Source organism: Streptococcus cuniculi (assembly GCF_001921845.1).
GTDB classification, from domain to species: Bacteria; Bacillota; Bacilli; order Lactobacillales; family Streptococcaceae; genus Streptococcus; species Streptococcus cuniculi.
The window spans coordinates 144492-170917 of the sequence record NZ_MSJM01000006.1 but is presented as its reverse complement, the minus strand read 5'-3'; the positions used below and the strand labels follow the sequence as shown (position 1 = coordinate 170917).

The window sequence follows — 26426 nt, the reverse complement described above, 5'->3', positions numbered from 1 at the left end:
CAAGATAGAGGCTGGTACAATGTCCAGCCTTGTTATCTTTTGTGGTAGTGTTTGTGAGACATGCAGTAGGTGACGTTTGATGGCTAGGCCACCAATTCAATCACGCTGCCTTCTTTGAGCGCAGGGATTTCTCCAGCTTCCACATGGAGGGTACCTGGAAGAGAGCCTTCGCAAGAACCATCAAAGGCAATGGTAATGTGTCCTAGGGCTGACAAATTTTGCTCCACGACATTCCCCACTGCTGTGACGGGATAGACTGCGCCGTCAATGACCAAGCGCACACCTGGGACGATAGACCCTGACAAATCCTTGTTACTAATCTTGTAGCAGTAATCAGCCAAATCAGCTGGCGCTTCCATCCCGAATAAAATGAGCATATTTGCTTCTTCAATCATGTTTGGAGCCTGTTCTCCGATACTTACAATCTTTGTTTCAAAAATTTTTGTCATTCGTCTATCTTCCTATTCTAATTCTATTATTTGTCGTTCACTGTAAAGTCTATCTTCTATAAAGTCAAGTGCTGACGCGTATTAGCTATACAAACCAAAACTTGCCAACCAAGCTACAATCACACGTGGCACACCGTTCAAGAAACGAGAGTAGAGAACAGATGGTACCCCTACCTCAACGGTTTCTGCTTCTGCCTCTGATAAGCCAAGGGCAACCGGGATAAAGTCACAACCATTTTGCGTATTGATGGCAAAGAGCGCTGGAAGAGCCATTTGTGGAGGGATATTTCCTTTTCCAATTTCCACACCGATCAAGGTACCGATGATTTGGCTGATAACCGCACCAGGGCCTAAGAGTGGAGAGAGGAATGGAAGTGAGCAGATAAATCCGATAATCACCAAGCCCCAAACATTTCCTGCGAGTGGTACCATGAGTTTTGCAAGCCAATTTCCGACACCTGATCCTTGAATAATCCCGATTAAGAGAGATACAAAGGCCATGAATGGCAAGATGGTGTTGAGCATGGCTTGAATCGCTTCACGGGCTGCTTGGTTAAAGGTTGCAACGACCTTACCAGCTCCCATACCGATACGGGCGATAAAGCTCGATTCAGCACGTTGCTCGGTAATCTTTTTAGAGGTATCATAGCTAGGCTTTTTGACCTCAATTGCTTGAGGAGCTACTGCAACAGCTTCTGAACCGTCTGCCAAGCTAATCTGATCCACACCGACATTTGATACGTAGATGTCTTCGGTGATGTATTGGGCCAAAGGACCACTTTTTCCTGTTGGCACCACGTTGATGGTTGGAATACCTTTCTTTGGATAAATACCACAGCGAAGCGTTCCACCACAGTCAACAATCGCAAGGGCAATTTCTTCATCTGGAATCGATGTTTTAAAACCATTGACTGGCTCCATACCTGTCAATTCTGCAATCTTGTCCACAATGGCTGGCTTTTCACCGCCACCTGTAATGTAGATAAATTTGTGCTTTTCTTCTGTCGGGGTAATCACCAAGGGACCACCATAACCGCCACTACCTTTTACAACTTTAATGCTCTTGTATGTCATTGTCTCATCCTCTTTTCTTAGTCAAATGTCTTTTTAAGGGTAATTCCTTGTTGTTTTGCAACATAGGCAGTTGTAAAGTCTGTCACCCAACCACCGATAAAGTTCATCACCAAACCAACCAATAGATAGCGGATGGCTAATTCTGTCTGGTTGAGACCGAGCGTTTGGATACCTGTTGCAATGCCGAGATAGACAAACAATTCACCCGGATTGATATGAGGGAAGACCCCATTTGAGGTATGGCAGAATTGCATTTGCGCTGCGACAAAACCTGGTTTGTAGTATTCAGGCAAGAAGCGTCCCATGCTGATGGCCATTGGATTTCCAAGCATAAAAGCGGAAATAAATGGCAAAATCATGTAGCGAGTGACTGGATTTTTCGCAGAAACCTGTGCTAAGCGATGGACTTTTTCTTCCCCAAGAAGCGCAATCACCGTATTCATGGCTACCAAGAGCATGAGCACCACAGGAACAATTCCTGTCATCCAGCTAATGAAGGTCTCGCCACCCAATTGGAAGAGTTTGATAAACCCTTCAGCAAATTTTACAACATATTCCATAATAAACTCCTTTGTTTATTGATTATTATTTTTTTAATTGAAATTTGATTCGTGCCGAAAGCATTTTTAAGCGAGTGCCGAGGTCCATGACAGGGGCGAATTTTGGGACATCTCGATACTCACCCGCTTCAGACCGGACAAATACTTCCCGCGCATCTTCAATCGCGATTTGTAATAGTTTATTTTCTTTTCGCACAAGAGGGTTGTAGCTATCCAGATAATGAATGTCTTGCCCCACATAGTCTGGCATCTCCTTAAAACGAGCTGCAACCGTTACGCCCTGCATTCTACGAGCGTCAAGGACCTGCCCTTTTTGATCCACCGCCATCATGACAATGGTGCCTGCCTTGATACGACCGCTCCTACGACCGATGGCCACCCGTCCTTTTTTTCTCAGTTCTGAATAGGTCTGATTGAAGTGCTTGATTTGGCGCAAGCCAAAGATGATTTGGAAGATGTAAGCCGCAATCACAACTGCCCCTAAGATATACACACTATCCATTGTTATTCCTTTCTTACTTGCTCAAACGAATGGTGTCAGACGAATGAGACAATCCTAGCCGTTCCTTGATATGGGTTTCGCTACTCATGCGGAAGGTATTGTCAAAGATTTTAAAGAGTAAATCCTGATTAAAATCATCCAACTCCATCGGCACAAATAGAAGAATGAAATCCCGAATGCTCTGCCCGGCTCTGGTTTTCACTGAAAATGGAAAATCCGCTGCTACGACCACAATCAATTGATTCAGACTGGCGTCTGTCAGATGCGGAAAGGCATAGCCGTCTTCTGAAATGGCTGGATTTTTGGCTTCCTTGGCCTTCAATTTCTCAACTGCTTCGCTTGAGATAAGGCCTTGACTTTCCATCACTTTCAGTAAGTTCTCAATATTTTCCTCGTAGGTCACTTGCTCATCAAAGACAAGATTGATGACACGACTATACATCTCAATCTTCCGTCCCAAAACCGTCCGCTCCAAGGCCTCCCGCTCGGCTTGATTCTCCTTAGTCACAAGCGAAAGAGACAGGAAAGGCTGAAAGAGCGTTTGGCTGTACATCAGATTATCCGTGAAAATCAGGTCGTAGTGCTTGTTTAATTCTTCGTAGGGAAGATGGTTGACAAAGTCGAGAAAATCAAGTTGCACCGCCTCCCCAAAAATCTGACGAATCTGCGTTTCAACCAGATAATTGAAAGATTGTCCCGACTGCGTAATGACCGCAACCCGACCGATTAAGGGCTTGCTTTTGCGTGCCATGAGCAATTCCATCCAGGCTGCTAAGAGGACCACCTCTTTTTCGGAAACAGCCACTCCTGTTATCTCCACCACACGGTCGACAAAGAATTGAGACACGATTTTTGAAAATGAGCTTTGAATCAACTGTTCCCGCAAACTGACTTCTTCAAATCGCCATTTCATGACACTACGATTGAGCATGTAGACCAAATGCCGCTGCAAGACCTGACCGCTTTCACGAATATCCAGAGTGATGCCAAATTCCTGAACCGTCTGACGCAGGATGGTTTCTGCCATTTCAAGAATTTCAATTCGCGCAATTTCTGCTGGAAGCAGCCCCAACTGCATGGGAAAGGTCAAAAATATCTGCTCTGCCTTGGTCAATGGCCGCTCCATAAAGTACGATAAAATGTCGTAGAAAATAGCTGGCAAATCAAGGGATTGCTGGCTGGTAAACCAAGTAAAGTCCGCCTCGTCCAAGGGATGATGACGGCGTAACACCGTTAAAAGCAAGGTCGAATGAAAGGTTCGCTCGACATCAATGGGAAAACGATGATGCTGCACAAAGTCTGTATAGGTTTCCATGAGATCTTTGGGAAGCTCTAGCTTGGTTTCCAAATAATCCATGACCTCGTAGAGATAGAGCAAGCGCTTCGCCAGCTCCGACCCCACCAGCTGGATACCAACACCCGTCTTAGACACCAATTTCAACTGATAGGTTTCCAAGACCATTTTCATCCGGTTGATGTCGCGGCTTAGGCTGCGCCGACTGATACCGACTTCGTCTGCTATCGTATCTGCTGACACATAGCCATCTGCCTCTAAGAGAATCCGAAAGAAGATTGCCTGGCGTTTATGGAAAGAATTCAAATCTGTAGAAAGGAGCAAGTCCTCTGTGACCAAGACCTTAAAGGCCTCTTCATCATGAATCCTAAGCGATAGCTTACCCCCTACTTCTTGTATCGAAAAGATATGATCGTAGCTATATAATAGTGATTCAATCAGTAGTTTAAGGGTACGTCTAGAACATTGAAGACGGTCACTTAGCACCTCATAGCTAACACTTGCATGAGATGATAATTGATATAATAATGCCTTTTTATTTAATTCTAGACTCATAATCCCTCTTTTATCCTCTTGTTTTTCCGCCTGCTACGTTTGTGGTGACACCCGTGATATAGCTTGCACGATCAGATAAGTAATAGCATACCAAGTCTGCCACTTCGCTCAAGCGACCGCTGCGTCCCAATGGAATGGTACTGGTGTTGCTGTAACCTGCGCGTAATTCCTCAACCGTTTTTCCACGTGTATAGGCAAGAGCTTCTTCATAAGAAAGAGTACGCAGTCCAGTTGCTTCCATGATTCCTGGGGCAATACCCACCACACGAATACCGTGTTTGGCCAGTTCTTTTGCCCATGAACGAGTGAGAGAATAAACCGCACCCTTTGTCGCAGCATAGATACTCTGTCCTTCGCTACCTTCTAAACCTGCTTCTGAAGCCATGTTGATGATGACACCTGATTTTTTCGCTGCAAGGATACGGGCAACTTCTTGCGATACAAAGAACAAGCCCTTGAAGTTGATATTGACCATCTTGTCAAATTTTTCTTCATTTAGCTCATATTGTCCAGCTTCTTCAGCCACATCGACCAGGAGGCTTGGAATATTGATTCCTGCATTATTGACCAAACCATCTACGGTACCAAAATGTGCGACTACCTTAGCAACCGCTTCTTTGACCGCTTGATGACTGGTCACGTTAGTTTCCACAAACAACAAATTCTCATGGCTCACATCTGAGTCACGAATATCGAAGTTTGCGACCTTTGCCCCTTGTTCCAACAAGCCTTTGACAATCGCAAGCCCAATCCCTGAGCTTCCGCCTGTCACTATGTACACCTTGTCACGAATCGTTAACCAATCCGACATTTTTTCAACCTCCGTTATCTTTTATTCCCTTTGAAAATCCCGATCAGTCTTCGTTTACCTGTCTGATATTGATTTTCTTTGAGTATTGACTACACACTCATTATAAAACGGAAGCGCTTTAAACTTAAGGACACGATTTTTTGAACCGCTTGCAAGATATGTCCATAAGTTCAACCTGTCGGTCTGTTTTGAAATTATTTTCTTTTATTTTATCATGTCATGAAAGTTTTTTGATTCTTTGTGGTTAAAAAAAGACAGCCATTCGACTGTCTTTCATCTTATTTTGAATCGTATATCTTACAATCCTTTGACTGTTTTCACGACATTTTCAACGGTAAAGCCATATTCTTCAATGACTTTAGCTGCTGGTGCTGACGCTCCAAAGGTATCAATACCAAGCACCGCACCGTCTAGGCCGACATATTTGTACCAGCTTTGAGTGGCACCCATTTCAATGGCTACACGACGGCGAATAGCATTTGGTAAGATTTCTTCCTTGTAGGCTGCGTCTTGCGCATCAAAGAGTTCTGTTGACGGTACGCTGACCACACGAACCTTGATGCCTTCTGCTGCAAGCTGTTTAGCAGCTGTAACTGCCAAGTTGACTTCTGAACCTGATGCAAGAAGAATAGTGTCAAATCCTGCTTCTTCATAGACCACATACGCACCTTTTGCTACCTTATCAAAGTCTGTTCCTTCTTCCACAGTCAAGTTTTGACGGGTCAAGGCCAAGACAGATGGTGTAGATGGGCTTGTTAAAGCTAAATACCAAGCAGCTTGTGTCTCACGCGCATCTGCTGGGCGGAAGACATTCACGTTTGGCATCGCACGAAGTCCTGCCAAGTGCTCGATTGGTTCATGAGTTGGACCGTCTTCTCCAACTGCAATGGAGTCATGAGTAAAGACATAGGTCACTGGAAGTCCTTGAAGGGCTGACAAGCGAATCGCTGCCTTCACGTAATCAGAGAAGACCATGAAGGTACCACCATAGACACGAAGATTGCTGTGGAGCGCCATACCATTTAAGATAGCTCCCATCGCAAATTCACGCACACCAAATTGGATATTTCGATTCAATGGATGCGCCGCATCTTGCAAGCCTTCACCCTTGATGAAGGTCATATTTGAATGAGACAAGTCTGCAGAACCACCAAAGAAATGTGGGAGAACTGCCGCTGCTGCATTAATTGCATCTTGACTTGAATTACGGGTTGCTTGTGAGAAGCCTGTCTCTGGTGTCGGGAAATCACTTGGTTTCAATTCTACCGCATCACGACCTTCTAAGACAGCACTCACTTCTTCTGCTAACTCTGGATAAGCTGCTTTGTAGTCTGCGACCAATTTTTCCCATGCTGCATAAGACGCTTGACCACGATCCGTAACTTTTTCTTTGAAATCTGCATAAACTTCTGCTGGGACTTCAAATGGGGCATAGTTCCAGTCCAAGGCCTTGCGTGTTGCTTCTGCTTCTTCTGCTCCAAGTGGGGCACCGTGCACAGCATTTGTTCCTTGTTTATTTGGAGAACCATGTCCGATGACAGTTTTCACTTCGATAAGAGAAGGTTTACCAGCAGCTTTTGCAGACTGAATCGCTTGATCAATAGCAGCCACATCTGTTCCGTCAGCGACAAACTCTGTATGCCAACCATAGGCTTCGTAACGAGCACGAACGTCCTCTGTTAAGGCATCATCTGTCCCACCATCCAAACAGATATCATTTGAATCATACAAGACAATCAATTTATCCAACTGTTGCAGACCAGCATAGGAAGCTGCTTCAGCAGACACACCCTCCATCAAGTCTCCGTCTCCACAGATAACATAGGTATAGTGGTCAAAAATTGGATAGCCATCTTTGTTGTATTTTGCGGCCATGAAGCGTTCTGCTTGAGCCAAACCGACTGCGGTTGAAATCCCTTGACCAAGAGGACCGGTGGTAACATCTACACCAGCAGTATGGCCAAACTCAGGGTGACCTGGTGTTTTAGAACCCCATTGGCGGAAATTCTTGATTTCGTCCATGCTGACTTCTTCAAAACCTGATAGATGTAGAAGAGCATAAATCAACATAGAGCCATGACCAGTTGACAAGACAAAACGGTCACGGTTAACCCAGCGTGGATGGGCTGGATTGATGCGCATATGCTTGGTAAATAGGCTGTAGGCCATTGGAGCTTGTCCCATCACCGCTCCTGGGTGACCTGATTTCGATTTTTCAATGGCGTCAATACCAAGGAAACGAATCGCGTTGACTGATAAGTGTGACATATCTTCCTCCTCTTAAAAAAGTTATTCTAGTTCTATTATAGCATAAAGCGTTTTCTTTGTTACATATAAGTTCAATATTTGGACCAATTTTCAAATAAGAAGGGCGGAGAGCACACTTTGTCCCCCGCCTTAACACTTCTTTTTAAAACTCCCCAGGGTTTGATTCAATCATGACTTTGAATTCTTTTCCACCCATAACTGCTTCAAATGCTTGTCTCCATTCCTCTAATGGGAACTTTTGAGTAATCATTTTGTCAATATTGATGGCACCTTTGTTTAAGAGGTGGATCGCAATTGGCCAGTCAAATGGATTTTGTGAACGGCACCCTACGTATTCAATCTCACGTTGAATAATAGATTCTGTATCTAATTCAATGTACTTCTTCGCAAAAAGTCCTACTTGAACAAAACGACCACGTTTTTTGATGAGCGGCAATACCTGATTGACTGCTGGAGCAGCCCCTGAAGCATCGTAAGCCTTATCAACGCCATAACCGTCTGTATAGTGATGCACAATAGCCGCTAGATCTTCTTTTTGTGTATCTACGACTACGTCTGCTCCCAATTCTTTTGCAAAGGCTAGGCGTTCTGCATCTTGGGTAATACCAGTCATGATGACAAAGGCACCAATGTCTTTTGCAATTTGTAACAAGAACAAGCCGATTGGACCAGGTCCCATAATAATGATTTTATCATGCAAGCTGAGTTGGCTCTTTTGATACATGGCATGCACACAGCAAGCAAGAGGTTCGGTCATTGCCGCTCCCTCATAACTGAGCGAATCCGGTAAAATGTGAACGCTTTCTTCGCGGGTCAAAACATACTTGGCCATGGAACCATTCTGTTGAGTTCCAATCCCCTTACGCTTCATCGCCAAATTATACAGCTTATCATGTGTATAAATATCTGTACTTGTTTCAAAGGTTGTCTCACTAGTGACACGATCGCCTACCTTAACCTTGGTTACTTGATCGCCAACCGCTACAACCTGACCGGAAAATTCATGTCCAAGAACGACAGGCGTTGCAGGATTATTGTACTCTCCTTTAAATGTATGGATATCTGAACCACAGATTCCTGTAAAGGCTACTTTGATGAGAACCTTATCTCCTTCAGCCTTTGGAACATCTAATTCTAAGAAATCCATCTTATCATAGCCGGGTTCTGTTTTAAAGACCCCTTTCATTTTATCTGGAATGGTCATGTTCGCCTCCTTATTGATCCTCTTCAGGGAAAATCATTACTTTATTATAGGATTCTTCCCGATTCACTGTTAGGTTAAATGCTTTCTGAATCTCATCAAGTTTAAATCGGTGGGAAATCATCTCTTTCAGATTAATTTTACCTGCTTCAATAAACTCAACTGAGTGTGTCCACTCTTTACCAGGGAATGGCGCAGAGTAAGAATTCCAGAAGCCTTTTACTGTGTATTCTCTTCTAAAAATATTTTCAAAGGCACGCTGGCGCAATAAGACATCTGTATAAGCGATACCTTGGTAGCCAATCTGTCCACCTTTTCTGGTAATTAAGAGACACTGCTCTTCGGTTATCTTCGAGCCGGCACATTCTAAGGCAATGTCAACACCTAAGCCATTGGTCAATGTGGCAACTGCTTCCTCTAAGGATTCTTCTAAAGGATTAATCGTATCCGTGACACCATATTTTTTAGCTTCTTCTAATTTGTTCGGGTCAATATCGATACCAATAATCCGTTTAACCCCTGCTAGGCGAAGCCATTGAACACTCAAAATACCAATCGTACCTAATCCAAATACTGCTACTTGATCACCGACCTGTGGATCCAATCCCATGACCCCATGGGCTGCTACCGCAAGTGGTTCAATCATAGCAGCTTCTTCGTAAGAGATTTTTTCTCCAATATTCAAGACATTGGTCTCTGGTACTACCACGTATTCCTCAAAACCACCATAGTAGTGAGAACCAATCATTCGATAATCTTCACACAGTTGATATTTGCCCTCACGGCAATAGATACATTTATTGCAAGGTAAAAAAGGTACAATCGCTACACGATCTCCAACAGATACCTGCTCTACTTCGTCACCTACTGCTTCTACTTGGCCTGAGAATTCATGTCCCATGACCATGGGTAAGTCATATTTCCACTCGCTTTGCATTTTATGAATATCAGAGCCGCAGATTCCTGCGGCTTTGACTTTTACTAAAACTTCATGTGAATGTGGAGTCGGCTTATCCATTTCATGGATTTCAAAATGGTTTAATTCTGTCAGCAATGCTGCTTTCATCGTTTTCCGCCTTTCCCTTTTATCACAATACTCACAGTCGCATCATCGTCCTATTGACTAGATTACAAAGCTCCTGAGAATAATTGTGCCAATTTCAAGATGAGCCAGTTAAGGACGTTACCACCCATATCAAGACTTGATACAAGAGTCGCTCCTGCTGGGAATTCATACACACCACGCATCATTTCTGTATGTTCTGGCGCAAAGTTTGTTGCCATATAAAGTGCAAATGTAATAACGATAGCACCTGTAATCACAGATTGAATGATGTTACCTTTACGGCTAGCTACGATAAGTGATACGTAGAATGGGATTGTTGCCAAGTCACCAAATGGAAGAACCTTGTTTCCTGGCAAGATAATCGCAATCAACAAAGTGATTGGTACAAGCAACAAACCTGTTGCAAGGTTAGCAGGGTGACCAGTTGTAAGGGCAGCATCCATACCAAGGTAGATTGTGCGGTCGCTGTTACCGTTACGTTTTTGCAAGAAGTCACGAGCTGCTTCTGAAATTGGAATCAATCCTTCCATCAAGATTTTAACCATACGAGGCATCAAGAACATAACTGCTCCCATGTTGATCCCCATTGTGATGATACCGCCGACATCATATCCACCAAGAGCTGCAATAGCTGCACCGATAATGATACCCATCATCATTGGCTCACCAAAGATACCGAATTTTTCTTGGATAGTATCTGCACTAACATCCAGTTTATTTAGACCTGGGATTTTACCAACAAGGATTCCTACAGGAATACCAATCAAACCAAAGGCATCAGTAGAACCAGTTGGAAGGCTGACACCTTCTAATCCATAGAATTTTTCAACCATTGGAGCTGTCCAGTCTGCAATAAGCAAGCAGGCAATTTCATAAAGGACACCACACAAGATTGAGAACCACCAGTTACCACCTGTTACGATGTAACCGGTTGCAGCAGCGGCGATAAAATGCCAGTAGTTCCACAAGTCAATATCGAGCGTCTTAGTGGTCTTCGTGAACAACATAATCAAGTTCACAACCACACAGATAGGAATCATGATGGCAGAAACTGGAGCTGCCCATGCTGCTGCCGCCGCTGAAGGCCAACCAGTATCGATAATATTCAATGATACCCCAAAGTTTTCAACCATTGCTTGTGCCGCAGGGCCCAAGTTGCTAGACAGAACACCGATAACAAGGTTAATCCCAATGAAACCAATCCCTACTGTCAAACCTGACTTCAATGATTTTCCAAACGGTAGTCTGAAAATCAACCCTACAATCGTCAACATGATTGGAAGCATAACAGATGCTCCTAATCCAAGAATATACTGAACAACGTCGTTAATAGCACTCATTGTTTCATCTCCTTTTATTTTGTTATTTTTATCCTAAAATTGAACGTGCAGCTTCTAAGACTTGTTCGTCTACTTTATCTGCATTGATACCTGTTAAGTATCCCATCGCTTTGATGGCTGGAATACTAAATTCACCTGGTAGAAGAGTTGTTGTGATCAACATGTCTGCATCTGCTTCTCTTGCTTTTGCTTCTGCAATCTTGATTTGAATAATATCGACATCAATGTTGTTCGATTTAAACAAATCTTCTACACGTTTCATTACCACTGTTGATGTAGCGATTCCTGCACCACATGCAACCAATACTTTAAGTTTAGCCATAAGCTGTTCTCCTTTATATGTTATAAATTATTATTTTTTACGATAGTCAGTAGCTGCTCTGTTGTTTCAGCAGCTAAGAGTTGGGCTAATAAATCTGGATTTTGTAATAAGCCCATCAACGATTGAAGCATCTCTAACTGAGCATGAGGCTGGTTCAGGCCAAGCACAAATACGATATTGGCTGCAACTGTTTGACTCAAGTCCTCCATACTCTTGAACTCAACTGGCTCTGTGTTGGTGATGACTGCCACAAATTCCTTATGGACACATTCAGCATCCGTATGGGGAATCGCCACTCCAAAATTCTCCAATTGAATCCCCGTTGGAAACGTCTCTTCTCGCCGTTGTACACGCTCTAAGAAATCTTCTCGTACATACCCTTTTTCAAAAGCAACCGTTGAGACTTCTGTGAACAATTCCTTGTTAGAAGAATAGTGTTTCTGTGTAAAAACCAACGACTCATTCAGATAATCAGATAACTTAATAGCTTCCGTCATTGTTTCAATCTCCTTTGTTATATTTCCTACAGACAATCGATGAAATCAGCTTGATTTTCGATGGCATGCAAGGTATCAATGTAGTCTGTACTATCAATTTTTGAGTATAAACTAATCAATGCTTTCTTATATAATTCCTCATCTTTTTCTGCAATCGCTATCAGCACCACAACCTTAATCATATTTTGCCCCCATAAGATGGGTTTATCGAGGGTCATGATGACCAGTTGGGACTCTGCTACAAAAGCAGGATCAGCATGAGGTAAGGCAATTCCCGTATACACGCTGGTACTTCCCAGCTTTTCTCTCGCTAGGACTGATTCTAGGAAACGCTTGTTACGCTGATTTCGTAGCGATGTTTTTCCAACCATTTTCCGAATGCAGTCTTCCACAGATTGACAGGACTGATGAAGTAAAATATTGGTCTGTAACAAATCTCGAATCACTGATTTTGAGAAACTCGTGTTGTCGTGAATGGCAGACAACATGTTGCGGTTTCCCTTAGTCAAACTCGAGTAGGCGTGTTGGATAATCTCTAATTCCTCATCTGTCACAATTGGACTCACCTGGATATAGTCAATCGAAAATTGCTCTAAGTGGATGGAACTAATAATCAAATCCGCTTGCTGGAGCTTTTCTTCGGTCAATTCCCTCATATCCATGTTGACCAAATGATCAAAGTTGGAGATGGTACGACGCAAGGAACTCATAATCAATTCAGAAGTCGCTAGACCATGCGGACAAATCACATAGATGGTCAACGGTGTCGTCATCTTCTCCACTGAAATCTCAAAATAGATGGTGAGAAAGGCAATTTCTGCATCGAAGAACTCAACAGCATACTTTTCTGATAGAGATTTCGATGCGAGCCAGACAATATAATAGAGAGCACTGTATCTCGTCTTTATATTTTCTGTAATCTGATTTTTGATGTTGATGCCACTCTTCAGACGATAAATCATCGGCTGCGTATGATTGACCAACATTTGAAACAGGTGTTCATCCGATCGAAAATCAACACCGGATAGTTCAGATACTCTGGCAATAAACTGCTCAACCGTCTTTTTAAGATCCGATTGCTGAACCATTTCCGTTTCATACCCCACGGATAAAAGCGTGTAGCAAATGTTTCGAATCTCTGCATCTGTAATCAGATTCATGGCAATGCCCGTTGACTGACTAAGTAATTCTCCTGCGATGATGTAGACTTCGTATTGTTGAAGGTTTTCAACACCGACGCTCACATTCGACTCTACAATCGAATTTCCTTGAAGATAGCGCCTAGAACTGATGAGCAAATCCAAGACCAGATAGACTCGGTATTGTTCAGATGTTCTAAAATGATAGAAATTAGAAGATTTTTTGACACTTTCTACCACATTCCTAATCAGCTTAGCGGGGAAAAAGTGCGCTAGGCCTTCTTCATACTGCAAGCTACTCAAATCAAAATGTTGAATAATAAAATCTCGGAAAAATTTTCTAATATCCTCTTCTTGTCCAACCAGGGACACTCGACCACTCTTCTTCATAAGGGAGACGTGGTAAGTCTTTAAATACTGTTCCAGCCGTTCTAAGTCTCGGCGAATAGAGGCTTCGCTGATGAAATGACCGACAGACCAGTCCAGCACATCAATCGTGCCACTGCCCAGAATGAGTTCTTTTAATAAGTCGCATTCTCTATGAAATTGAGAATCTTCATCCATGCCATCGTGATTACTTTGTTCAACAAACTCCAAGATTTTTCTCTTATCATTTTGTCCAACCTGTAATCGAATGCCACGGCGTGGTGTTTTTTCTATCGTAACACCAAAAGATGACAGTTCCTCGTTAATAATCTGTAAGTCTGCATAAGCTGTTTTGGTTGAAACGGCATATTTAGATGATAAGTCCTGCGCTGTTACATAATCGTTCGCAGCCATGAGATCTCTCAGAATATTAATTTGTCTAGGATTCAAGTCAAACCTCCCCCTGTTACATGTATCATTATAATGTAAGCGTTTTTAGTATCAAAGTCAACTTACTTCCACATTAATCTGGAAGTAATGATATTATATCGGTTATTTTCAAAAACACAAATCTCAGGCCTTGATATTTCAACTTTTTCCTTTATTTTCTTTTTGTTTTCAAAAATATTTTCAGACTTTGACAGGGCTTACATAAGATGATATAGTTATCATGTGAAATAAAATACAATAATAGATAAAGGAGACTGAATCATGACACATTTATTTGATTCACCAGAATATCTTGCTAAAGTTGACGCTTGGTGGCGCGCTGCTAACTATATTTCAGCCGCTCAAATGTACTTAAAAGACAATCCTTTGCTCAAACGCGAAGTAGTCGAAAACGATTTGAAAGCTCACCCAATCGGACACTGGGGAACTGTTCCAGGTCAAAACTTCATTTATGCCCACCTCAATCGTGCAATCAATAAGTACGATTTAGATATGTTCTACATTGAAGGTCCTGGTCATGGTGGACAAGTCATGGTTGCAAATTCTTACCTTGATGGAAGTTATACAGAACTCAACCCTGATATTCCACAGACTGAAGAAGGCTTCCAAAAACTATGTAAGATTTTCTCATTCCCTGGAGGAATTGCCTCTCATGCGGCTCCTGAAACACCAGGTTCTATTCATGAGGGTGGAGAACTCGGCTATGCTCTCTCCCACGCTGCAGGAGCTGTTTTAGACAATCCAAACATTATCGCAGCAACTGTCATCGGAGATGGGGAAGCAGAAACAGGGCCATTGATGGCTGGATGGTTTGCAAATACCTTTATTAACCCAGTCAACGATGGTGCCGTTTTACCAATCCTTTATCTCAACGGTGGAAAAATCCACAATCCTACCATTTTAGAACGGAAAACAGATGAAGAATTGGCTCACTTCTTCAAAGGATTGGGTTGGAGTCCCATCTTTGTCGATGTGACAAGTTCAAACTTTGAAGCAGCCCATCAAGCGATGGCCAACACCATTGATAGCGCCGTTGAAATGATTCAAGCTCTGCAAGCAGAAGCACGCAAAGGAACTGCTGAAGAAGCAACGATGCCTGCTTGGCCAGTGATTGTTGCCCGTATTCCAAAAGGATGGACTGGTCCGAAAGCCTGGGAAGGTACTCCAATTGAGGGTGGATTCCGAGCTCACCAAGTACCAATTCCTGTAGATGCACACCATATGGAACATCTCGATGCCCTCCTTGACTGGTTGCATAGCTATCGACCTGAAGAATTGTTCGACGAAAACGGAAAATTACTCCCAGAAATTGCTGAAATCTCACCTAAAGGTGAGCGCCGCATGTCAATGAATCCAATCACCAACGCTGGTGTTATCAAACCGATGGATACTGCTGACTGGAAAAAACATGCCTTTGATATTGAAACACCAGGTGCAATCCTTGCGCAAGACATGATTGAATTTGGGAAATATGCTGCTGATTTAGTGGAAGCAAACCCTGATAATTTCCGCGTTTTCGGACCAGACGAAACAAAATCAAACCGTCTCAACGCTGTCTTTACTAAAACTAATCGTCAATGGCTTGGTCGTCGCAAAGAAAGCTATGATGAGTGGCTCAGCCCAGTTGGCCGTGTCATCGACTCTCAATTATCAGAGCACCAAGCTGAAGGACTTTTGGAAGGATATGTATTGACAGGTCGCCATGGATTCTTTGCTTCTTATGAATCATTCCTCCGTGTCGTCGATACCATGATTACGCAACATTTCAAATGGTTACGGAAATCCAAGACACACACAACCTGGCGTAAAAATTACCCTGCACTCAACTTGATTGCGACATCAACTGTATTCCAACAAGACCACAATGGCTACACCCACCAAGATCCAGGGATTCTCACTCACCTATCTGAAAAAACACCAGAATATATCCGTGAATATCTCCCTGCTGATACCAACAGCCTCTTGGCTGTCATGGACAAGGCCTTCAAAGATGAAGATGTCATCAACTTAGTCGTTACCTCAAAACATCCTCGCCCTCAATTCTACTCCGTAACAGAGGCAGAAGAATTGATTGAAAAAGGATATAAGGTCATCGACTGGGCATCAACAGTATCGGCAGATGAAGAGCCTGATGTGGTATTTGCTGCCGCAGGAACAGAACCAAACTTAGAAGCTCTCGCTGCTATTTCCATTCTCCACAAAGCCTTCCCTGACTTGAAGATTCGCTTCGTCAACGTTGTGGACATCTTGAAACTTCGCCATCCAGATCTCGATCCACGTGGCCTTTCAGATGAAGAATTCGATGCAGTCTTTACGACAGACAAGCCTGTCATCTTCGCCTTCCATGCTTACGAAGGAATGATCCGTGACATCTTCTTCAGACGTCACAACCACAATCTTCATGTTCATGGCTACCGCGAAAATGGTGACATCACAACTCCATTTGATATGCGTGTCATGTCTGAACTAGACCGCTTCCACTTGGCACAAGATGCTGCTCTTGCGACACTTGGCCAAGAAGCTCATGATTTTGCTGAAAAAATGGATCAAACCGTTGCCTACCACAAAGAATACATCCGTGAACACGGCGATGATATTCCTGAAGTACAAAACTGGAAATGGGAAAACATCAATCAATAGGATTCCCCAAAAACTCACTATGAATTAGTTTCTTCCTTATAAACAATCACCCCCCCTAGAAGGTGTTCTTCTAGGGGGGTGATTTGGTTACAAAACAGACAGCATTCAATGCCGCTCCATAGGCCGAGAATGCGTGGCCGTAGCTTAATCGTCTAAAAAACGAGTGAGGACAAGATTTTCCTCACTCGTTTCGTTCATAATGGAATTTACTCTTTATAGCAATGCCTTAAATTGGATATTAGAATCTTCTAAGAAGCAATCGTCAAATCCACGTGGGTGGTGGTATTCGATACGGTCTTGATCCATTGGATAGGTATATTTACCGCCCACTTCCCAGATAAATGGATGGAATTGGTATTGCAAGCGTTCTTTTCTCATCTTCCACAATTCTAAGATTTCATCTGTTGAAGCCATAAAGTTTGACCAGATGTCATAGTGGACAGGGATGATGACCTTGGCACGAAGATTTTCCGCCATCCGAAGCAGGTCAATGGATGTCATCTTATCTTGGATACCCAGTGGGTTTTCACCATAGTTATTCAAAGCAACATCAATCTTGAAGTCACGACCATGTTTGGCAAAGTAGTTTGAGAAATGAGAATCCGCACCGTGATAAACAGTTCCGCCCGGTGTTTCAAAGACATAGTTCACAGCCTTACGCGCCATTTCTTCGTCTGTTACCGCAAGTCCTGCCAATTCACCGTCTTGAGCGTCCGCCCCTTCTACTGGAAGGGTCACCAAGCAGGTACGGTCAAAGGATTCGACCGCATGAACTTTCATGTCCTTGATGTCAAAGCTATCGCCTGGTTTTACAATGATAATGCGCTCTTCTGGCACGCCCCATTTCTTCCAGATTTCCCCACATTCGTAAGGTCCGACAAATTTCACATGGTCCAATTTAGGATTGTTGACAATCGCTGCTGCTGTGTTGATGTCGATGTGGTCACTATGGAAGTGAGACACAAGGTAGTAGTCCAATTCATTGATGGCAAATGGGTCGATTACCATCGGTTGTACACGCAAGTTTGGTTGGAGTTTGCGAACCCCTGCCATATTGGCCATCTGGTGACCACGCACCATGTCTTTTACTTTTTTCGTTGACTTTCCACGCGCTGACCACAGGTCCATGACAATGTTTGCACCACCGGGTGTCTTGAGCCAGATACCGCAGTTTCCTAACCACCACATGGAGAAGTTGCCTTCTGGAACAACCTCTTCTTCAATTTCTTCATTGAGCCAAGTTCCCCACTCTGGGAAAGTGCTTAAAATCCATGATTCTCTTGTAATTTCATTGACTTTTGCCATGATATTTCCTCCTGATAGGCTTGTTTATAGCTTTAGTATAACGCTTTCATGTGTTCAAAAAAAGACCAAATAAAACACAGGCATGTGTTCAGTTTTGGACTGTCCATCATCGTTCTAATCTAAAAAAGCTGGGGCATTCCCCAGTTCTCTGTCAATATAAATCTTTTAAATGACTATCTTCAATCTTGGCGAGCAAAAGGTCATCCTGAATCAATTCTTGGATTTTTCCCGCGACTTCTTGAACATCTCGTTTCTTGGTCAGATAACGTGATAAGAGTTGTTCCAAATGCGGCCGAAACTGCTTGCTGCTTTCTTTCATGGTATGGTAGGTCAGAAAATGATTGATTTTCATCACATCCTCATAGGTCAAAATGGGCTGTACCTGTAAAACCGGAAAAGAAGCCCGCAGACTATCGCTGGTCGAAATCAATAAATCCATATCCAAAATATCTTCCACACTATGAAATTGTTCCGTGGTAAAGACTGCTTTGATACTATCTGGCGGCAGATAGGACTGGCATTGCTTATACAGCAACTTTTGAACCCCTACCCCTTCATCACAGACCAGATAAATTTCCTGAACCGTTGTCCCCTGTGTATGTTTATTTTTTAAGGCTCCGCCGATATGAATTGTAAAATAGGCAATATCGTCATCATTCATTCGGACTAACCATTCTTCTTCTAACGTATAGGAAGCCACCACCTTCACCGTCACAAACAAATCATTATATTTCTGTTTGATTTGCCTCGTCAATGGGTTGCGGGACAATATGCCATAGGTCTTCCGAAAGAGGAAGGCCTTGGCATGCATGACAAGATTGCGCATCAGGGTTTCCCGATGATCAATTTCAAAAGCTGAACAACGTAAAAATTCATCTACAAAACATTCTAAAGTTGCCTTAATTTCTGCAAAATCCTGACTATTGGTATGCAGATCCTTGTCCTTACGATACGACAAGAGGAGCATGGCAATTAGGGAAATCTCAATCTCATCGAGAACTACCTTAAAACGTTCCGCTAGTGATGCAGCGAGGTTTTGAGCAGCCTTATACTCAATCCGCTTACGAATCAAGCCAAATTCCCGCTTGATTTCTGCTTGTTCAGCCGGCTTCAAGGTCATGTTGCGATAGGCAAGGAGCAAGTAGGGCAAGACCTTTAACATAAACTCGATTTCATAATGATTGATTTTCTTCCCTAAATCCACCTCCAGTTGATTAACCTGCTCTGCCAGAAAAGCGACAATCTCTGGGCTAAACAACAACTCACAACCTTCAAAATACGGCACTTTTTCATTGAGAATGGTCAAAAATCCCTCATTAGGATTAGAAAAGACCTCGTAGAGCAGGGAGTGGATGTACTGAATTTTATTGAGCGGATGGCATTTGAAAAAATAACCCTCCGACTTGGTCGCATACAGATACACCTTGAATTGCTCCGTCTTCAACTGTGCCCGAATTTCGCTCAAATCATTCAAAACCGTGTTGCGTGAGACATCGGTCAGGGCCATCAGCTTTTCAATGGTCACGCGCTCGGAGGTAATAGCAATGTAAATGGTCATGAGCTGGATGCGCTCTTCCATGCTCATCGCATAACTATAAGAATCTACACTGTCTAGCAAATCTTGACAGGCCACCTTTTGCTCCTTGGTCAGTAAAATCCCCACCCTTGGAAAATTCACAATCGGCTCTATGGTAGCAGGAAGAGAGGTATTGATTTTTTCTAAATGATAATAGATTTTTCGTCTCGACTGCCCCATGGTGCGTGAAATCGCCATGACCGTCTCAGGATTTGTTAAATCCATTAAATAAGTCAGTAGTGCCACACTACTTTTATCAAGTAACATCTGCTCTCCTCTCCTTTATTTTATATGAATAGTGTACCATTTTTGTACTGCAAAATCCATCTGCTCTACATACTCTTTCTTAAAACCTACAAACAAAGAGAGGCAACCGATGACAATGATGATAGGTGACAAATTCTTAGTGTGCGTCGCCCTTTTGACCGTAGTAGGCATTTGGACCGTGCTTACGAAGGTAGTGCTTGTCCATGATGTACTTAGGAGCTGGCTCCACACGCGGGTTGATTTGCTCGGTAAAGCGATTCATTTTCGCCACTTCTTCTAGCACGACAGAATGGTAAACCGCCTGCGCTGGATCTTTGCCCCAAGTGAATGGACCGTGGTTGCGCACCACAATTCCTGGAACAGCGACTGGGTCAAGACCGCGCTTTTCAAAGGTTTCGATGATGACACTGCCTGTTTCTTTCTCATAGGCTGTATTGACCTCGTCAGCTGTGAGCGAGCGAGCACATGGGATTGGACCGTAGAAATAGTCCGCATGGGTCGTTCCGTAAAAAGGAATGTCACGACCAGCCTGCGCCCAGCCGACTGCTTCTGTCGAATGGGTATGAACCACCGCGCCGATTTCTGGCCAAGCCTTGTAAAGCGCCACATGGGTCGCAAGGTCTGAAGATGGATTGAGGGTCCCTTCTACGACATTGCCATCCAAGTCTGTCACGACCATATTTTCTGGACTGAGTTTATCATAGTCCACGCCAGACGGCTTGATGACAATCCGACCTAGCTCACGACAGACCTCTGACACATTGCCCCAGGTAAACTTGACCAAGCCGTGCTCTGGAAGAGCTACATTGGCCTCATAGACCCGCTGACGCATTTCTTCTAGTGATTTTGGCATTTACTTCAACCCCGCTTTCTCAATCAATGGGTAAAGGAAATCTTGAGCTTCTTTAATCGCAGCCCGTGTTTCTTCTACAGTTTCACAATTTTCAGACCACATTTCAATCAAGAATGGTCCTTGATAGTTGGTTTTCTTTAAAATAGCAAAGGTATTTTCCCAATCGACACAGCCCTGCCCAAAGGGCACATCACGAAATTGTCCCTTGGACGTCTCTGTCACAGCATAGGTATCCTTTAGATGAAGCGCTGCAATGGCTTGATGTCCGATGACAAATTCGCTATATAAATCATTGTGCCAAGCAGAAAGATTACCTGTATCTGGATAGACAAAGAGGTACGGCGAGTTGATTTCGTGCGCCACGGCCAAGTATTTTTCAATGCTGTTGATAAAGGGATCGTCCATGATTTCAATGGCCAGCATAACTTGAGCCTGCTCCGCCCAATCACAGGCCTTGCGCAGATTTCTCAAGAAACGCTCACGCGTCTCTGGTGATTTTTCCTCGTAGTAGACATCATAACCTGCCAGCTGAATGACCCGCACACCCAAGTCCTGCGCCAATTCAATACACTTTTGCATGGTTTCAAGGGATTTGGCTTCAAGGGCAGGGTCATTTGAGCCAAGCGGATAGCGACGATGGCCTGAGAAGCAGATTGTTGGAATGCGGATGCCTGTTTGGTACATCGCCTTGACAATCTCCAAGCGTTCTTCCTTGGTCCAGTCCAGACGAGCCAGACGGTCATCACTTTCATCTACCGACATTTCCACAAAGTCAAAACCTAGGTCTTTGGCAAACTCCAAACGCTCTAGCCACGTAAAGTGCTTGGGCGTCGCCTTTTCATAAATTCCAATCGGTCTAGCCATAGCCTACCCCCAAATGCGGCGGATTTCATCCTTGAAGGCACGCGCTGCCGCTGCTGGTTCTGCCGCTTCTGTAATTCCACGACCAGCGATAAAGGTGAAGACATCCACTCCTTCAAAGAGTTTCAAGGTATCCACATCAAGCCCACCTGTGACAGACACACGGAAGCCCATATCAATCAATTTTTTCACCTTGTTCAAGTCTTTTTCCCCCCACGTTTCACCTGCAAGCAGGGCGTCACGAGATTGGTGGTAAATCGCTTGAGAAATGCCTGCATCGAGCCACATTTGGGCATGTTCATAGGTCCAATCACCGTAGAGTTCCACTTGGATTTCTCCCTTGTCACCACGGACTTCTTGGATAGCTTTAAGAGCTGCTTTCATGGTTGGAATGGTCGCTGAACAGATACAGGTCATCCAGTCTGCACCACGCACGGCATTGTTTTTAGCAACCGTACCACCTGCATCTGCACACTTGGTATCTGCGACAATGATTTTATCTGGGAAGAGGCTCCGAAGCACTTCCACCAACTCGCTTCCCACTTGTAGCAAGCAGACGGTTCCTGCTTCAATCACATCCACCTCATGGCCAACAGATACCGCAGCCTTAATGGCACCTTGCAAATCGGAATGGTCAAGCGCAACCTGTAAATTTGGAATATGTTTTATCATACGAATCTCTTTTCTATATTTTTATTTTTTGATGGTTATAAACCGCAAACGACGTGAGCGATGTCTGATTTTTGACGCTCTTATATCATGTTATTTGAATGCGAGCTAAAATCTCGGAAAATAGACGAGCCTCCCTAGAAATACGATTTCTTCGGCCGTCTCCCTAATTTTCTATCGATTTTTTAACGCTCTTATATCATGCTATTTGAATGCGAGCTAAAATCTCGGAAAATAGACGAGCCCACCTAGAAATACGATTTCTTCGGCTGTCTCCCTAATTTTCTGTCGATTTTTTAACGCTCTTATATCATGTTATTTGAATGCGAGCTCAATCTCGGAAAATAGACGAGCCTCCCTAGAAATACGGTTTCTTCGGCCGTCTCCCTAATTTTCTGTCGATTTTTGACGCTCTTATATCATGATTCCAAATCAAGACCTTCTAGGTAGGGGCTATTCTTAGACTCTTCTACCATCGCAAGCACTTCTTCTTCTGACTGGCAATTGACCAAGCGCTCAATGGAATTTTCCAATTCAAAGAGGGCAATGATTTGCGGAATGGCAACAGAGGTATGAATATCGGAGCTTGTTGCAGCAAGGGTCAAAAGAACGCTGACTTCCTTACCATCTGGAAAGACAACAGGCTTGGTCAAGGTAATGAGAGAAAAAGCGTCTCGCATAACACCTGCTTCTGGACGTGCATGCGGCATCGCCATTCCCGGCATCAAGATATAGTAGGGACCGTATTCATTGGTGGATTCGATGATGGCGTGATAGTATTCTTCTTTCACCGCCCCGCTTTCAATCAAGGGATTTACGGCCAAGCGTACTGCTTCTTCCCATGTTTCTGCTGTCAAGCCAAGACGAATCGACTTATTTTCTGTAAAGGCTTTTTTCAAATTCATGTGTGTTCTCCTTCTCTTTTTCTATCAAAGAGGCTGGAAACCTACAGCCCCAGCCTCCAAGAATGGCTCATTTATAGAACTTCTTGCAATTTTGTCTTGATTTCGTTGTCGTCCATGAGGTTATCAAGACCAACTAATTTTCCATTGGTACGACCTTGCAATTCATCAATCAAGTGAACTGAAGCAATCACAATGTCATACCCTGCTGCAAGACCTTTTGCCTCACCGACACTACAAGAATTGACTGTGAAATCACTTTGTCCCAGATTACGAAGGGCATTTTCCACCTTCATTTTGATGACCATGGATGAACCCATGCCATTTCCACACGCTGTCAATACTTTTACCATTTTCTTTTCCTCCTGATGTTAGGGTTAATTTCTGAAAAATACAACTTATACTCTATACAATCATCGTCTGACCAAGCAAGGTGAGTTCACAAGGCCAGACGTGGATGTTTGACGAGTATCCTTATTCTTGAGCTTCCCCACGATAGTAGGCTTCCTTATCTTTTGCCTTAGCAAATTGAATCTGTGGAATAGCAAGGAAGAACAAGCAAACCAAGACATAGCCAATGATGCCAAGAGATTTGAAGAGATAGCCAAAGCCTAACCATGGGAATTCAAAGTCGATGTTTCCATGGTAACCGCCGTAGGCTGCCAAATCAAGCAGGGCAACGCAGGCAGCACCGAGCGCAACTTGAAGCACCCCTGAAATAAAGGATAGGATAACCGCTGCTTTCCAACCACCACGTTTATCCGCATAAACTGCAATCGCTGCATTATCAAAGAATACTGGAACGAAACCTGTGATAATCAAGACTGGATTTTTAAAGACAACCAAGAGAACAATTGTAATCAGCTGACCAATCAAACCACAAGCAAAACCTGAAAGCACCGCATTTGGAGAACCAAATCCGTAAGAAGCTGCCACGTCCACCGCTGGGAATGACCCTGGAAGGAGCTTGCTTGAAATCCCTTGGAAAGCGTTTGTCAATTCCGTTACGAACATCCGCACCCCTTGCATCAAGACAAAGAGGTAAACAGAGAAAGTAAAGGCTGTTTGAATGATATACATATAGAAGTCTTGTTTTGCTGGATTAAAAGGTGCACCTGAAGTAATGACTTCTTTATTTGCCATCACATCTGGACCCAAGACTAACAGAATCGCACCAAAGAACACCAACATCAAGGTTGCAGAAGCAACTACTGTATCATGGAAGATAGACAAGAATTTTGGTAATTTCAAATTGTCCAAATTTTCTTCTTTCTTACCAAGTTTTCCAGCAACTTTATCTACAAACCAAATAGCAAATTGCTGTTGGTGACCGATGGCAAATCCTCCACCACCTGTCAAACGTTGAGTGGCTTCAACGGTCATATTGGAGCTAACTGCCCAGTAAAGACCACAAATTACACCAATGGCCGTGATACCATAGCCATTTCTCAATTGAGGAATAAGGAAAAGTACCATGAGCGAGATTGTCGCTGCTTGTTGCACCATGATATGGCCTGTGATAAACAAGGTCCGGACTTTGGTGATTTTACGGAAAGCAACCAGCAAGATATTAACACCAAAACCAATCAAAAGCGCTGTTGTTGCTGCCTTGACAAAGTCTGGGAACATTTCCTGAATCTTGGTATTAGCTGCTGCCAATCCAAAGTAGGGGTCAATCACTGCCGCACCGATATTGAATTTGAAGTTGAGCGCTGCAAGGATCGGACGGAAGGTGGTAACCAAGCCCCCTGCTCCTACGTTCAAAATCATGTACCCGACAGTTGCTTTGACAAAGCCTGCAAAGATATCATGCCCTGGCTTTTTCAAGAGAGCATAACCGATAAGGACCAATAGTCCGACGAAGAAGGCTGGATTCTGCAAGATATTTTGCGAGAACCAATTGAGAATAGTATTCAAAATCTCCATTCTGAACTCCTCTTTTCTTTATTTTTTGTTTTTTCTACTTTCATTATAGCTTTTGTAAACGCATACAAAAAGACCAAATAAAACACAGGCTTGTGTTCACGTTTGGACTGTATCGGCTTATCTTTTTCTGGACACAAAAAAGAGGCTGGGACATAAGTACCCAACCTCCTTATTTTTATAATTTGAGCAGCTTGACGTATATATTAACAGTCCAGTGGACTGTTGATACCCGAGCCTAGAAACTAGAGAGCGAGGACTGCACAATCGATTTCTACAAAATCACGATTTCTGTCCCACTCCCCAACATACGATACCTTATTCCCCAAACACCGTGACCTGGCATTTACGCACACGTTCCCGCGTTTTATCGTAGTCGACAAAATAGAAATAACCTGTGCTACCGACCCCCAAATCACCTGCGGTTACATCGACCAATTGGCTAGAGCCAATCAAGGTTGCCTTGAGATGACTATCACCATTCCACAAGGCGCGACGGTCACCATCTGGTAAATATTCCGCCGCATTCGGCCAAGCCTCTACGCATTTATAATGCTCTTCCCCAGGATAGATATACGTGTCTGCACTCGTATGATCTGGAATAATTTTTTCCAATACATGATTCAAATCGACTTGCAAAAATTCATCACCCTCATCGGTATAATCATGGACAAATTCTTCAAAAAATATAGCGCAGGTCGTATGGGGCGAAATCATGGCTAGTAGCCCATTTTCAATCCCGCTTTTTTTGACAATATCTCTCAATTGTGGCGTAATATCGACATAAGTCGCTTTTCCCGCCTCTGTTTCTACTGTAAAGGTTTCTTTGTAAATCTTCATGCTTTTTCTCTCCATGCCTTGTCTGCAGCTTTCACCATATCTCGTAACATTTGATGGGGATTTTCTGCCTCTGTAATCCCACTCGTACAACCAGAACCATCTGCTCCTAATTCAATCACACGATAGATGTCCTCTGGTTTGCTGATTCCCGCTGCTTGCATGACGAGGGTCGTTGGCGAAATCGCCTTAATGGCTTCATTTGTTGCAGTAACGTAGGAAGCATCACTGGTATTGCCTGTCCCAATCAATTCTGTTGGTTCACAAAGGATAATGTCTGGCTCTAGGGTTGCAATGGCCTTTGCTTCCTGAAGCGAGTTGGCACAGACAATCGTCACCATGCCCAACTCATCTGCCCTCTCAACTGATTTAACCAATTCATCAAAACTCAAAGGGCGTTCTGCATGATTCAAAAAGGTGGCTCTTGCTCCTGCTGCATAGACCGAATCCGCTAACACATGCCCCATTCCACGACCTGGTTTGATTCCATCGATATGTTGAGCCGAGACAATCGCCTGATCTGTATGCGCTGCAACGCCACGAATATCTGCAAACGGACTCGTCATAAAGACCGAAACATCTGGGTATTCAAGGGCCAATTCTTCTGCAACCTTTGCAAAACCTTCCAACTCTTCCCCATAAAGGTAGGATTTGGGATTAAACATGAAAAATGGTGCTTTTACTGCTACTTTACTCATC

Annotated in this window: 24 protein-coding genes; 1 reads left to right on the top strand and 23 read right to left on the bottom strand. The window is 43.5% G+C overall.

What is annotated here, in order from left to right:
- Positions 1–83 precede the first annotated feature (83 nt).
- From BU202_RS07790 to BU202_RS07730, 13 genes are all read right to left on the bottom strand, one after another.
- The gene (locus BU202_RS07790) at positions 84–449 is read right to left on the bottom strand and encodes a PTS glucitol/sorbitol transporter subunit IIA (protein ID WP_075105229.1); all 366 of its coding nucleotides are present in this window, start codon (positions 447–449) and stop codon (positions 84–86) included.
- Positions 450–530: 81 nt separating this feature from the next.
- Positions 531–1523 (bottom strand): PTS glucitol/sorbitol transporter subunit IIB, encoded by a 993-nt coding sequence (gene srlE, locus BU202_RS07785; protein ID WP_075105228.1) that lies wholly within the window; start codon positions 1521–1523, stop codon positions 531–533.
- A 17-nt stretch (positions 1524–1540) separates the two neighbouring features.
- On the bottom strand, positions 1541–2083 hold the full coding sequence (srlA, locus tag BU202_RS07780; RefSeq protein WP_075105227.1) for a PTS glucitol/sorbitol transporter subunit IIC: 543 nt from the start codon (positions 2081–2083) through the stop codon (positions 1541–1543).
- A gap of 25 nt (positions 2084–2108) precedes the next feature.
- Complete coding sequence (locus BU202_RS07775) at positions 2109–2585, bottom strand: transcriptional regulator GutM (protein ID WP_075105226.1); 477 nt, start codon at positions 2583–2585, stop codon at positions 2109–2111.
- A 13-nt stretch (positions 2586–2598) separates the two neighbouring features.
- Positions 2599–4434, bottom strand: a complete 1836-nt coding sequence (locus tag BU202_RS07770; protein ID WP_075105225.1) for a BglG family transcription antiterminator — start codon at positions 4432–4434, stop codon at positions 2599–2601.
- Positions 4435–4444: 10 nt separating this feature from the next.
- Positions 4445–5245, bottom strand: a complete 801-nt coding sequence (locus tag BU202_RS07765) for an SDR family oxidoreductase (protein ID WP_075105224.1) — start codon at positions 5243–5245, stop codon at positions 4445–4447.
- A 297-nt stretch (positions 5246–5542) separates the two neighbouring features.
- The gene (tkt, locus tag BU202_RS07760; RefSeq protein ID WP_075105223.1) at positions 5543–7513 is read right to left on the bottom strand and encodes a transketolase; all 1971 of its coding nucleotides are present in this window, start codon (positions 7511–7513) and stop codon (positions 5543–5545) included.
- A gap of 142 nt (positions 7514–7655) precedes the next feature.
- Complete coding sequence (locus tag BU202_RS07755) at positions 7656–8717, bottom strand: zinc-binding dehydrogenase (protein ID WP_075105222.1); 1062 nt, start codon at positions 8715–8717, stop codon at positions 7656–7658.
- A gap of 10 nt (positions 8718–8727) precedes the next feature.
- Positions 8728–9780, bottom strand: coding sequence for a galactitol-1-phosphate 5-dehydrogenase (locus BU202_RS07750; protein ID WP_075105221.1), 1053 nt, complete (start codon positions 9778–9780; stop codon positions 8728–8730).
- A gap of 62 nt (positions 9781–9842) precedes the next feature.
- Positions 9843–11120 carry a PTS galactitol transporter subunit IIC gene (locus BU202_RS07745; RefSeq protein WP_075105220.1) on the bottom strand — a complete coding sequence of 426 codons (1278 nt, stop codon included), beginning with the start codon at positions 11118–11120 and terminating at the stop codon, positions 9843–9845.
- 28 nt (positions 11121–11148) lie between these two features.
- Positions 11149–11442 carry a PTS sugar transporter subunit IIB gene (locus BU202_RS07740; protein ID WP_075105219.1) on the bottom strand — a complete coding sequence of 98 codons (294 nt, stop codon included), beginning with the start codon at positions 11440–11442 and terminating at the stop codon, positions 11149–11151.
- 20 nt (positions 11443–11462) lie between these two features.
- Positions 11463–11939, bottom strand: coding sequence for a PTS sugar transporter subunit IIA (locus BU202_RS07735; protein WP_075105218.1), 477 nt, complete (start codon positions 11937–11939; stop codon positions 11463–11465).
- 26 nt (positions 11940–11965) lie between these two features.
- On the bottom strand, positions 11966–13894 hold the full coding sequence (locus tag BU202_RS07730; RefSeq protein WP_075105217.1) for a BglG family transcription antiterminator: 1929 nt from the start codon (positions 13892–13894) through the stop codon (positions 11966–11968).
- A 261-nt stretch (positions 13895–14155) separates the two neighbouring features.
- Here BU202_RS07730 and BU202_RS07725 point away from each other — a divergent pair, with 261 nt between their 5' ends.
- Positions 14156–16534 (top strand): phosphoketolase family protein, encoded by a 2379-nt coding sequence (locus tag BU202_RS07725; protein WP_075105216.1) that lies wholly within the window; start codon positions 14156–14158, stop codon positions 16532–16534.
- 213 nt (positions 16535–16747) lie between these two features.
- Here BU202_RS07725 and ulaG read toward each other — a convergent pair whose 3' ends face one another.
- The 10 genes from ulaG to BU202_RS07675 form a co-directional block, all read right to left on the bottom strand.
- Entirely contained in the window at positions 16748–17839 is a 1092-nt protein-coding gene (gene ulaG / locus BU202_RS07720) for an L-ascorbate 6-phosphate lactonase (RefSeq protein ID WP_075105215.1), read from the bottom strand.
- Between the two features lie 151 nt (positions 17840–17990).
- The gene (locus BU202_RS07715) at positions 17991–19682 is read right to left on the bottom strand and encodes a BglG family transcription antiterminator (protein ID WP_075105214.1); all 1692 of its coding nucleotides are present in this window, start codon (positions 19680–19682) and stop codon (positions 17991–17993) included.
- Between the two features lie 136 nt (positions 19683–19818).
- Positions 19819–20535: an L-ribulose-5-phosphate 4-epimerase gene (locus BU202_RS07710; protein WP_075105213.1), complete on the bottom strand. Its 717-nt coding sequence runs from the start codon at positions 20533–20535 to the stop codon at positions 19819–19821.
- Complete coding sequence (locus BU202_RS07705) at positions 20536–21399, bottom strand: L-ribulose-5-phosphate 3-epimerase (RefSeq protein WP_075105212.1); 864 nt, start codon at positions 21397–21399, stop codon at positions 20536–20538.
- 3 nt (positions 21400–21402) lie between these two features.
- Complete coding sequence (locus BU202_RS07700) at positions 21403–22068, bottom strand: 3-keto-L-gulonate-6-phosphate decarboxylase UlaD (RefSeq protein ID WP_075105211.1); 666 nt, start codon at positions 22066–22068, stop codon at positions 21403–21405.
- Positions 22069–22484: 416 nt separating this feature from the next.
- Positions 22485–22970: a PTS sugar transporter subunit IIA gene (locus tag BU202_RS07695; RefSeq protein ID WP_075105210.1), complete on the bottom strand. Its 486-nt coding sequence runs from the start codon at positions 22968–22970 to the stop codon at positions 22485–22487.
- A gap of 71 nt (positions 22971–23041) precedes the next feature.
- Entirely contained in the window at positions 23042–23320 is a 279-nt protein-coding gene (locus BU202_RS07690; protein WP_075105209.1) for a PTS sugar transporter subunit IIB, read from the bottom strand.
- Between the two features lie 121 nt (positions 23321–23441).
- Positions 23442–24893, bottom strand: coding sequence for a PTS ascorbate transporter subunit IIC (locus BU202_RS07685; RefSeq protein WP_075105208.1), 1452 nt, complete (start codon positions 24891–24893; stop codon positions 23442–23444).
- A 315-nt stretch (positions 24894–25208) separates the two neighbouring features.
- Positions 25209–25730: a YjbQ family protein gene (locus BU202_RS07680; protein ID WP_075105207.1), complete on the bottom strand. Its 522-nt coding sequence runs from the start codon at positions 25728–25730 to the stop codon at positions 25209–25211.
- A complete protein-coding gene (locus BU202_RS07675) occupies positions 25727–26425 on the bottom strand; it encodes a triose-phosphate isomerase (protein ID WP_075105206.1) in 699 nt (232 codons plus the stop codon). Before BU202_RS07675 ends, BU202_RS07680 begins: the two co-directional genes overlap by 4 nt.
- Position 26426 lies beyond the last annotated feature (1 nt).

Bases quoted from the DNA above. Each gene is read 5' to 3' on its own strand.
- BU202_RS07705 (WP_075105212.1), bottom strand. From the start codon at position 21,399: ATGGCTAGACCGATTGGAATTTATGAAAAGGCGACGCCCAAGCACTTT.
- BU202_RS07755 (WP_075105222.1), bottom strand. From the start codon at position 8,717: ATGACCATTCCAGATAAAATGAAAGGGGTCTTTAAAACAGAACCCGGC.
- tkt (WP_075105223.1), bottom strand. From the start codon at position 7,513: ATGTCACACTTATCAGTCAACGCGATTCGTTTCCTTGGTATTGACGCC.
- BU202_RS07750 (WP_075105221.1), bottom strand. From the start codon at position 9,780: ATGAAAGCAGCATTGCTGACAGAATTAAACCATTTTGAAATCCATGAA.
- BU202_RS07735 (WP_075105218.1), bottom strand. From the start codon at position 11,939: ATGACGGAAGCTATTAAGTTATCTGATTATCTGAATGAGTCGTTGGTT.
- BU202_RS07775 (WP_075105226.1), bottom strand. From the start codon at position 2,585: ATGGATAGTGTGTATATCTTAGGGGCAGTTGTGATTGCGGCTTACATC.
- BU202_RS07700 (WP_075105211.1), bottom strand. From the start codon at position 22,068: ATGATAAAACATATTCCAAATTTACAGGTTGCGCTTGACCATTCCGAT.
- BU202_RS07765 (WP_075105224.1), bottom strand. From the start codon at position 5,245: ATGTCGGATTGGTTAACGATTCGTGACAAGGTGTACATAGTGACAGGC.
- BU202_RS07725 (WP_075105216.1), top strand. From the start codon at position 14,156: ATGACACATTTATTTGATTCACCAGAATATCTTGCTAAAGTTGACGCT.
- BU202_RS07745 (WP_075105220.1), bottom strand. From the start codon at position 11,120: ATGAGTGCTATTAACGACGTTGTTCAGTATATTCTTGGATTAGGAGCA.
- ulaG (WP_075105215.1), bottom strand. From the start codon at position 17,839: ATGGCAAAAGTCAATGAAATTACAAGAGAATCATGGATTTTAAGCACT.
- BU202_RS07710 (WP_075105213.1), bottom strand. From the start codon at position 20,535: ATGCCAAAATCACTAGAAGAAATGCGTCAGCGGGTCTATGAGGCCAAT.
- BU202_RS07695 (WP_075105210.1), bottom strand. From the start codon at position 22,970: ATGAATTTGAAAAAAGCCTTTACAGAAAATAAGTCGATTCGTCTTGGC.
- BU202_RS07690 (WP_075105209.1), bottom strand. From the start codon at position 23,320: ATGGTAAAAGTATTGACAGCGTGTGGAAATGGCATGGGTTCATCCATG.
- srlE (WP_075105228.1), bottom strand. From the start codon at position 1,523: ATGACATACAAGAGCATTAAAGTTGTAAAAGGTAGTGGCGGTTATGGT.
- BU202_RS07715 (WP_075105214.1), bottom strand. From the start codon at position 19,682: ATGTTACTTGATAAAAGTAGTGTGGCACTACTGACTTATTTAATGGAT.
- BU202_RS07685 (WP_075105208.1), bottom strand. From the start codon at position 24,893: ATGGAGATTTTGAATACTATTCTCAATTGGTTCTCGCAAAATATCTTG.
- BU202_RS07770 (WP_075105225.1), bottom strand. From the start codon at position 4,434: ATGAGTCTAGAATTAAATAAAAAGGCATTATTATATCAATTATCATCT.
- BU202_RS07680 (WP_075105207.1), bottom strand. From the start codon at position 25,730: ATGAAGATTTACAAAGAAACCTTTACAGTAGAAACAGAGGCGGGAAAA.
- BU202_RS07790 (WP_075105229.1), bottom strand. From the start codon at position 449: ATGACAAAAATTTTTGAAACAAAGATTGTAAGTATCGGAGAACAGGCT.
- BU202_RS07675 (WP_075105206.1), bottom strand. From the start codon at position 26,425: ATGAGTAAAGTAGCAGTAAAAGCACCATTTTTCATGTTTAATCCCAAA.
- BU202_RS07740 (WP_075105219.1), bottom strand. From the start codon at position 11,442: ATGGCTAAACTTAAAGTATTGGTTGCATGTGGTGCAGGAATCGCTACA.
- srlA (WP_075105227.1), bottom strand. From the start codon at position 2,083: ATGGAATATGTTGTAAAATTTGCTGAAGGGTTTATCAAACTCTTCCAA.